This window comes from Salinibacterium sp., from assembly GCF_031364185.1.
Lineage (GTDB): Bacteria > Actinomycetota > Actinomycetes > Actinomycetales > Microbacteriaceae > Rhodoglobus.
In genome coordinates this window covers 1-6,444 of sequence record NZ_JANLVV010000117.1, presented here as the reverse complement: position 1 = coordinate 6,444, position 6,444 = coordinate 1, and the positions used below count along the sequence as shown (strand labels likewise).

At 58.1% G+C, this 6,444-nt stretch carries 4 protein-coding genes; 2 read left to right on the top strand and 2 right to left on the bottom strand.

What is annotated here, in order from left to right; all coding sequences use genetic code 11:
* The first annotated feature begins 627 nt into the window (after positions 1–627).
* Entirely contained in the window at positions 628–3,039 is a 2,412-nt protein-coding gene (locus RMN95_RS05340) for a hypothetical protein (RefSeq protein WP_309615913.1), read from the top strand.
* Between the two features lie 268 nt (positions 3,040–3,307).
* On the top strand, positions 3,308–3,613 hold the full coding sequence (locus tag RMN95_RS05335) for a hypothetical protein (protein WP_309615912.1): 306 nt from the start codon (positions 3,308–3,310) through the stop codon (positions 3,611–3,613).
* Positions 3,614–3,946: 333 nt separating this feature from the next.
* Here RMN95_RS05335 and RMN95_RS05330 read toward each other — a convergent pair whose 3' ends face one another.
* Together RMN95_RS05330 and RMN95_RS05325 are read right to left on the bottom strand one after the other, a co-directional pair.
* The gene (locus RMN95_RS05330; protein WP_309615911.1) at positions 3,947–5,806 is read right to left on the bottom strand and encodes a hypothetical protein; all 1,860 of its coding nucleotides are present in this window, start codon (positions 5,804–5,806) and stop codon (positions 3,947–3,949) included.
* A 214-nt stretch (positions 5,807–6,020) separates the two neighbouring features.
* Complete coding sequence (locus RMN95_RS05325; RefSeq protein WP_309615910.1) at positions 6,021–6,146, bottom strand: hypothetical protein; 126 nt, start codon at positions 6,144–6,146, stop codon at positions 6,021–6,023.
* Positions 6,147–6,444 lie beyond the last annotated feature (298 nt).

The window sequence follows — 6,444 nt, the reverse complement described above, 5'->3', positions numbered from 1 at the left end:
GATCGCGCAGACGTCCTGTTGGAAGTTTCAAGTGCTGTCGATCCCTATGACCTCGCACTCGCGGCCAACTACTACAACGCTTCGGTAATCGCGGCGGATGGCCTTGACAACGACGGCGCGGCGATACTCAAAGTACACGCGGCGCTCGCGGAGTCGATTGGTGCCTCAACGCCCACCTCCGCGCCAGAGCTCGCGACCCGTGTTGCGAGCGCACTCATCGACTTCCGTCCCTTCGTTGGCGACGAGGATTATTTGCCCTGGGCCGAAACCATCCACGCTGTCGCCGCACTAGATCCTGCGACGGGCCTGTCGACCGCAGCGGACTGGGAACACGCGGGCCAAATGCCCCTTGGTCGCAGTATTTCTGGCGTCGTCAGCGCGGCAGTAGATCGGCAATACTTTGATGAACCCACCGCCATCGATCTTCTACAACTCGGTGGATCGCGAGACTACCCGGTCGCCGCAGCGATCGACTTAATGAGTCGACTGATACAACGACCCAACGTCTCACGAGCACTATTGACGGACTGCGCCGAATCAGTCGCGCAGATAATCTGCCGAGACCTCTCACCTACATCACGATTGTGGGCGGCTCCGAAGATTGCGAAATGGGCTGCTGAAAATCGCGTGACCGGCCCGTTCATTGACGCTTGCGAACGCATCACAGGCTTGAGCGCTACTCTTCCGGACCACGACGATACGAGGAAAGAGTGGAGTGCCGACCCCGCGGAGACGATGGAACGTGCCAGCCGAGTTCAGGCTATTTTCGCTGAAGCGCCGGATGCCAATGTGTCTGATGTGCTTTCCACTGTCTCCGAGTTGTCCCACCTCTATGTAGAGAATCGGCAAGCTGCGGACTACCTTCGGGTCTTCGCACAACACTGTTCCCCAGCCGAGCGAGTCTCCTTTTTGGAAACAATCACTTCGGAGGCGAGCCGGAGAGATCTTTGGCAATTCTCCTCTTCAACATCGCTGCCCGTACTTCAAGAGATCCTGAGCGGTTGGGCCGGGTTTGAACCAGTCACGCGCTGGGCTGACTCAAACACTGAGGACTTCGTGCGGGCGCGCTTCCTCGACTTCGTCAACTACTCATATTCGAGTCCAGCTACGATCGCCGCTGTCTTTCGGCTCCCGGGGCTGAAGGATGCCGGCGCAACCCTGATCACTCTGCTGGGTCCGCAGTTGGCCTCGCTTGGAGCCGACAAACTGTTCTCGATCGCGCAAGGCCTAGTCCCCAGCTTGGGAAACGACGAGCTTGCGCCAGCCTTGGACTGGTCGCTCTCATCATTGGAGAAGAGCACTCCGGGTCGCCAAACGCAGGGTCAGCAGGAGCCTGTCGTCTATGGAGTTCCAGCATTCATCTGGTCAATCTTGGGACACGCAGATAAGACGATCAGGTGGCGTGGCGCGCATGCGGCTGTAGCGATTGCCTCGCACGCCGACGGCTTTTTGGGAAGTGTTTTCGATCGGTATGACGCCACGGACTTCTCTAAGCGAATATACGATCATCCGCGATTCCGCGCGCTGTCCGCACTTCAGTGGCTTCTGATGGTGGCCCTCCGGCTTGCAGCGGAATCGCCGCGATCCGTTTTGCCCGTGTCACGCCGGGTGTGGAACATTGCCACCAACGTTGGATTGCCTCATGCCTCGATACGCCAGCTGGCAAAGATGACCATTGAAGTATTGGCGAGCTCAGGCTTGGACTTGCCCGCCGAGGTGTCGCCCCATGAGCTCACATTCCTCAACTTGCCGAAGGCGTGCGTCGCGACCAAGGGGTATTTCTCGAGCGGTGGACGAACAGACAGACGTGAAGACGCAAGATTCCACTTCGACATGATGGACATATTGCCGTATTGGTATGAACCGTTCGGTCGGGTATTTGGTCTGCGTGCAGACGAGGTCGCAGAACGGGCGGAGCACTGGATCGTCGACGTCCTCGCCCTCTCCGACGATGAAGTCCGCACCGGATCTGCGGAGAAGGACTCACGGTACCGGTGGGAGCGAACTCAGAATGATCATGGGTCGCATGCCCAGGTTGAAGATTTGCGAAGCTACGCTCAGTATCACGGGCTGCAGCTCGCTGCGGGCGCCCTTATCGACGCTGGCACACCTGTTCTGGTTTCTCCCTATGATGACGAGTCCGACCCTTGGGCTAACTGGCTGGAGGATCACTTGCCGATCTCGGGGTTGCGCTGGATGTCAGAGCTCCGAAGTCCTGCCCCAGTCGAAGCTGTAACTTATCGACCGTTTTCGGCGATTTCACCGAGGAAACCAAGCACGACTGATTTCGACGCACAGCTCTGGATGGATTCGTCCGCGACGCGGATTGTTGTCGACGCGCATGTAGATCGCTCAGACACCAAACAGTACGAAGTCGGCTCCGTTACCAGCGCGTTGGTGTCACCCGCCACAGCGCATGCGCTAATGGTCGCACTCCAGACCACGAAGGATTCGAGCAACTTCCGGCTCCCACAGGAGAACCGCGAGCCTGACGACGACATGGACCACTTCGAGATCGACGACGGTGAGTTCGTTCTGCGCGGCTGGCTGAAGGAGCACTACAGCGAACGTCTTGGCCTCGAAAAGCACGATGCGATCAGGAGGATCGCACCAACATACACATCCGCCGGCCACAAATTCTTGCTCAGCATCGCTGCAACTTCGCAATTCGGCCATCGCGACATTTACGGAGTCGACGGTCACTGCATTTCAGACGTGTTCGCGTGGAGCGACGAGCCCGACGACAACCGCTCGAACACTGAAAGCTACACATCTGGTGTGAAGACTTGGGTGCAACTGGACGACCTTCTTCAGCATCTTTCCCAAGTTGGAATGGACGCAATTGTCGAATCTCGTATCTCAAGGAACAGGCATTCCAATGCTTACACTGCGCGCGAAGAAGGGGACGATCATGAGTACGACCGAGGAAGCAGCCGAATCTACCTCATCCGATCCAACGGAACCGTCGAGACAATGGACGGAATCCGAGCTATTGGGGCAGGAGATAGTCGGGCTCCTGGATCTGGACAATTCAACTGACACTCTGGGGCGCTGGATGTCGCACTATCTCGCCGATGCGATCGTGCGTGCGCAGACGGACGAGGACGAACGGCCGGCGGTCGCGGAACTCATTGTTCGCGTGTGGGAACACAGATCAGTCTGGGGCAGCGCCTGGCCGCCGCCCGAAGTCGCCCGGGTGCTCCGGTGGCTTGATCGCCCGAGTCGTATCGGGACGAACAACGTAACGACCTGGGGAGGTGCCCTGGGGGCCGATGACTCGCTACTCGGAAGCCAATTCTCGGAGTGGATGCTGCTGGCCTTTGATGAGAGCGGTGTTCCCGCAACTGGGGTGAACCCAAAGCTCGAACCGTTCCTCGATGAGAGCGAGGCCCGTTTGGTAAAGCTGCTGGGCACGTACAGTGCGCCGAGTCTTGAGCACTTGGGCGATATTGAGGGAGGCGACTCGGCAGCGCAGAAGATCGGACGTGTCCGCAGGCAGCTGATCGAGACGAACAGACAAATGATGGAACTGTTTGACGACGCTGCTAGGTCAGTTCTTGAAGGCGAAACGGCTCACGTCGAATCGCCCGAGTCCGGCGCTTCAACCCCGTAGATTGACTCCATCTGCCCACCGTTTGCCCACACTTGTTGGCAAACGACCTAGATCGTATGCAGCCGTAGTCATCAAAAACCCCTGAGTTTCCGGGGTTCTTGGACCACTCCCGCTCAGCGATTGGGCCGTTTTTAGGGTTCGAGTCCCCCAAAGGGCATTCTTTTGGAGTTCACCATGTGCGGTGCGGGCGTCGTTTTTTTCTGCTCAGTGGCCGCAGCATCCAGTGAGCTGCGGTGGCATCCATTTTGCGAACGCTACGCACGACGTGAGCGGCTTTGTCGTAACGGCTGGAGATTGCGCACTGATGTGGAATGGTTCTTGAGGGCGTATGAGTTATTCATCTGCAAAATGTGGAACCTGGGGCTCAAGACCATTAGCTCTCAGATATTTGAGCGCACGCTCGATAGCATCAATCTTTCGTCTGAGTTCCTTGAGCGTCGTCGCCGATTCGTCTGAGAATTCGTCGAGCCGCTCGTACTCTCGTCGAACCTGAATCTCGGTCTCCACCAAGAATCTCCAAATTAAGTGATCTGGCTCGAGTTGCTGACTTTGCCGCAGGATTGCAGCCGCGAGACGGCGTTCGACGACTACTTCGAGGGTTTCGGCCGTGGTTCCGGGACTGGCAAGTCCGAAGGCTATGCCACCGCCTCCTGCGGTAACCAGGGCACCCGCGGTGAGAAGACCGCCGATCATGCCGCCGGGGCCGAAACTGGCTAGAGCGCTTGTGATAACTGCGGCCCCCACAAGGCCGGGGGCAGCGGCAAGGGCCATGCCGCCAGTTGCTAAAACAATCGCGGCAGCACCCACGCCCATCGCACCCCACCTAAACCAGTTCACTGGGCCACCGGAGCTGAGCGTTTCGTGCGCCAATTTGATGGCAGCAAACACATCAGCGCCATACTTACTTCCCAAGCCCATCTCGGCGGTGAGGTCTTTCATCGCGTCCCGCAGATTGTCCTTCGAGACCTCGATCTCAAAGGGTCGAATCACATTGACTGACGCGAGGGTGATTAGCAGAGCGACTGCTTCATCCTTCGCGATATGGGGGCTTGGGAGGGGCTCGGGCACGGTCGCATGTGGGTTTGAGAGGTCGAATGCAAGGCGAGCAACTGAAGACGGTAATGTTCGGCGGTCGGTCTCATTCTGTCTACTGAGGTCATCGACGACGGCCGCTTGCACTCGTCGAATTGCACCAGCGTAGCGATCCTGAAGGTCGCTCTCTAACCTCATTTTGATGAGGGATGCGTATCGCAGCGCGAGAAGGGCGATGAACTCGGTCGCGTTCATTGGTACGTCGAACCCCATGTCAGTCCCCGCAAGCTCCTTCGACTTCGACCCGAATAGTGCGAAGCCGATGGCTGAAGCCACGGACTCATCGGCCAGGTACTCTTCCGCTGCATGGGCGTCAAGGAGCACCTTTTTGGTGTCGATTCGGAAATCGACTATCCAGGGGAAGACGGACGACACGCCCCGATGGGCAGCAATCGGATCTCCGGCATTCCAAAAATTGACCCACCAGGCAAGGTTCGTAGGTGGCTCGTTGAGCGTGTCGCGCAGTTTGTCGACATTAAAGCTTCCATTCGCCAGCGGGCTGCCGATGGTCACCATCCCATCCACTTTGAGGTCGATAGGTAGACGTCGCAGGAGATCGGCGGCTATCACAGAGCCGAGGCTGTATCCAACGATGACAAGGTCTCCGGACTCGGGTAACGTCGCGAGGGTTCGATTGAGGACCTGTGCCCGCACCTGTGGGTCATTGAGGTAGTTGTGCGCTTGAGCGATAGGACCAATTCCGGCGGCTCCGCCCAACACTGCCCCATGAACAACGGCGTCGCCGCCCACCCATCCTGTACCGCGGTTGTGACGTCCGAGCCGAAATTCGACCGCCCCCATCCGATGCTCGAAGTCGCGGCGGTTCTGCTTGGCTACGTCGCGGATAGGCTGCTTGACCGTCAGGTCGGGCAAAACCTCCTTTTCGTCCCAACCCTTCAAGGCATGGGCGTACTGAGGCGAGATTACTTCCACCTGGTTTAGATCGGAATATTCCAAGCGAGTAAGTGCCTCGTTGAGGACTAGTTTCCAATGGCCTTCTTTGTCCCCGCCACCGATCCCGTGAAGAAATAGCAAGATCTTTCTGTTAGACAAGACAAGTCTCCATCTGTCCCAGCTACACCAGCACTTGCTAGCGCCCAAGCCTCTGGGCAATGATAGCGATCGGCTGTCGAAACGCCGAATAAAAATCAGCTAGACCTAAACCCTTCGATTCCTTTGGATCTCGGGGTGATCGCCCAGCGTTTCCGAACTTGGACTTTGGGCTTGAGTTTCTGCAACATAACCTCCACACCACTTCTGAAGAAGACCGCGGCAGTTCGGTGAGCCGGTGGTGGGCCGTGGTGCCCGTCTTGGCTTAGATCTTGGATAGTTGGAGGCCGGGGGCGATCTCCACGCAGCCGGGGCCGGCAGCGAGGAGGGCAACGACGTCGCGCTCGCGGTCTGAGATCATCGTGAGGGCGGTGTGAGTGATGGGTGCCACTGCAGTCTCGCCGAGCAGCGGGAGGTAGCCGCCAGCGCCGGTTTCCTCGTGTATTCCGCGGGCGAGGATGAGCGATTGCTGTGCGGAAAAGTCGTGGTCGACAGAAGTCCCATTTCGGGTACTCGATTACCTCAACCCAGAGCAGTCCCATTGAGGTGCTTGAACTGCGGCGCCTAGCCTCGAGACAATAGCCTCAGACTGTCCAAGGTCGCCGCAACCCGGAAGCACACATGATTAGGTTTACCGATTTTCTGCCCGTCCCCGTCCCCGCTCGCACGAAAGTGAAGTTCAACATCAA